Origin of the sequence: Microvirga rosea, from assembly GCF_020595095.1 — a bacterium.
Classification (GTDB): domain Bacteria; phylum Pseudomonadota; class Alphaproteobacteria; order Rhizobiales; family Beijerinckiaceae; genus Microvirga; species Microvirga rosea.
In genome coordinates, this window is sequence record NZ_JAJDOP010000028.1 from 1 (window position 1) to 2,500 (window position 2,500).

The 2,500-nt window shown below is 55.3% G+C and carries 2 tRNA genes and 2 rRNA genes (1 of these 4 cut by a window edge); all 4 read left to right on the forward strand.

Going from position 1 to position 2,500, the window contains the following annotated elements:
• Positions 1 to 187 precede the first annotated feature (187 nt).
• Positions 188 to 1,674 (forward strand): 16S ribosomal RNA (locus LJD17_RS23790).
• Positions 1,675 to 1,844: 170 nt separating this feature from the next.
• Positions 1,845 to 1,921, forward strand: a tRNA-Ile gene (locus LJD17_RS23795).
• Positions 1,922 to 1,946: 25 nt separating this feature from the next.
• Positions 1,947 to 2,022: transfer RNA gene (locus tag LJD17_RS23800), tRNA-Ala, on the forward strand.
• Between the two features lie 258 nt (positions 2,023 to 2,280).
• A 23S ribosomal RNA gene (locus LJD17_RS23805) occupies positions 2,281 to 2,500 on the forward strand (it continues 2,598 nt past the right edge of the window).
• Together the 16S and 23S rRNA genes with 2 tRNA genes alongside form the textbook arrangement of a ribosomal RNA operon.

Consider the following 2,500-nt stretch of genomic DNA (forward strand, 5'->3'; position numbering starts at 1 on the left):
TGCTCTTTGACAAGTGAAGATGAGAGAGAGAAGCGTGGACGGCGGTGTCCTTGCGGGGTTGCTTTCGGGCAGCCTGAGAAGATACCGACCAAGTCTATGCTTTGGTGAGTACCACCGTTCAGTGGAAACGCTGGATGAGATGGACTCTGTCAATTTGCGTAGAGTGGAAGTCGAGATCAAATTCTTTCAACTTGAGAGTTTGATCCTGGCTCAGAACGAACGCTGGCGGCAGGCTTAACACATGCAAGTCGAACGCACCCTTCGGGGTGAGTGGCAGACGGGTGAGTAACGCGTGGGAACGTGCCCTTCAGTTCGGAATAACCCAGGGAAACTTGGGCTAATACCGGATACGTCCGTAAGGAGAAAGATTTATCGCTGAAGGATCGGCCCGCGTCTGATTAGCTAGTTGGTGAGGTAAGAGCTCACCAAGGCGACGATCAGTAGCTGGTCTGAGAGGATGATCAGCCACACTGGGACTGAGACACGGCCCAGACTCCTACGGGAGGCAGCAGTGGGGAATATTGGACAATGGGCGCAAGCCTGATCCAGCCATGCCGCGTGAGTGATGAAGGCCTTAGGGTTGTAAAGCTCTTTCGGCGGGGACGATAATGACGGTACCCGCAGAAGAAGCCCCGGCTAACTTCGTGCCAGCAGCCGCGGTAATACGAAGGGGGCTAGCGTTGTTCGGAATCACTGGGCGTAAAGGGCGCGTAGGCGGCTTTATAAGTCGGGGGTGAAAGCCTGTGGCTCAACCACAGAATTGCCTTCGATACTGTAGAGCTTGAGACCGGAAGAGGTAAGTGGAACTGCGAGTGTAGAGGTGAAATTCGTAGATATTCGCAAGAACACCAGTGGCGAAGGCGGCTTACTGGTCCGGTTCTGACGCTGAGGCGCGAAAGCGTGGGGAGCAAACAGGATTAGATACCCTGGTAGTCCACGCCGTAAACGATGAATGCCAGCCGTTGGGCAGCTTGCTGCTCAGTGGCGCAGCTAACGCTTTAAGCATTCCGCCTGGGGAGTACGGTCGCAAGATTAAAACTCAAAGGAATTGACGGGGGCCCGCACAAGCGGTGGAGCATGTGGTTTAATTCGAAGCAACGCGCAGAACCTTACCAGCCTTTGACATGTCCCGTATGAGGAGTGGAGACACACCTCTTCAGTTCGGCTGGCGGGAACACAGGTGCTGCATGGCTGTCGTCAGCTCGTGTCGTGAGATGTTGGGTTAAGTCCCGCAACGAGCGCAACCCTCGCCTTTAGTTGCCATCATTCAGTTGGGCACTCTAAAGGGACTGCCGGTGATAAGCCGAGAGGAAGGTGGGGATGACGTCAAGTCCTCATGGCCCTTACGGGCTGGGCTACACACGTGCTACAATGGCGGTGACAATGGGCAGCGAACCCGCGAGGGCAAGCTAATCCCAAAAAGCCGTCTCAGTTCGGATTGCACTCTGCAACTCGAGTGCATGAAGGTGGAATCGCTAGTAATCGTGGATCAGAACGCCACGGTGAATACGTTCCCGGGCCTTGTACACACCGCCCGTCACACCATGGGAGTTGGTCTTACCCGACGGCGCTGCGCCAACCGCAAGGAGGCAGGCGACCACGGTAGGGTCAGCGACTGGGGTGAAGTCGTAACAAGGTAGCCGTAGGGGAACCTGCGGCTGGATCACCTCCTTTCTAAGGATGATCCTTCAGATCCGGCTTTGTCCGGTTCTATTGGATCTCTTGGAACACAAGAGACCAGTCAGGTCTCGATATGCGGGACATTGCCGTCTTCGCTTCTCTTATCTCACTCCGGACAACAGGTGTCAGGTGTCGCCGTTCGCGACTTCCCGATCGGAAGTTACGGGCCTGTAGCTCAGGTGGTTAGAGCGCACCCCTGATAAGGGTGAGGTCGGACGTTCGAGTCGTCCCAGGCCCACCACGTCATCTTGGGTCCTTTCCCAAAGGGGGCCATAGCTCAGCTGGGAGAGCGCCTGATTTGCATTCAGGAGGTCGTCGGTTCGATCCCGTCTGGCTCCACCAACACTTTAGTGTTTTGTCCGGTATCACAGAGCTTCGTGCTGTTCTCGTGCAGAGAGCGGCGCGGATGTTTGAAATCGTAAAGAGGAATGCATTTGGTCAAGTCGGGCCTCCTAGTCCCGACGAACCAGCGACGGCCCGCAGGCCGTTGGATCGAATGCATTGGCAAGCAAATAAATAGTCTTTGCGAAAGCAAAGACGGTCTTTCTTGACGGTCGTTGTCCTGCTCTTTGCCGAGCGGCGGACAACGATCATGAGAGTAATCAAGTGTCGTAAGAGCATTCGGTGGATGCCTTGGCGCTGAGAGGCGATGAAGGACGTGGTACGCTGCGATAAGCCTTGGGGAGCTGCGAACGAGCTTTGATCCGAGGATTTCCGAATGGGGAAACCCACCTTCGACCCTTTGTATTGTGACATCATGTTCAGGAGCGATCCTGGGCTGGTGTTGCACTACGGAGGGTCAGATGAAGGTATTAAACTC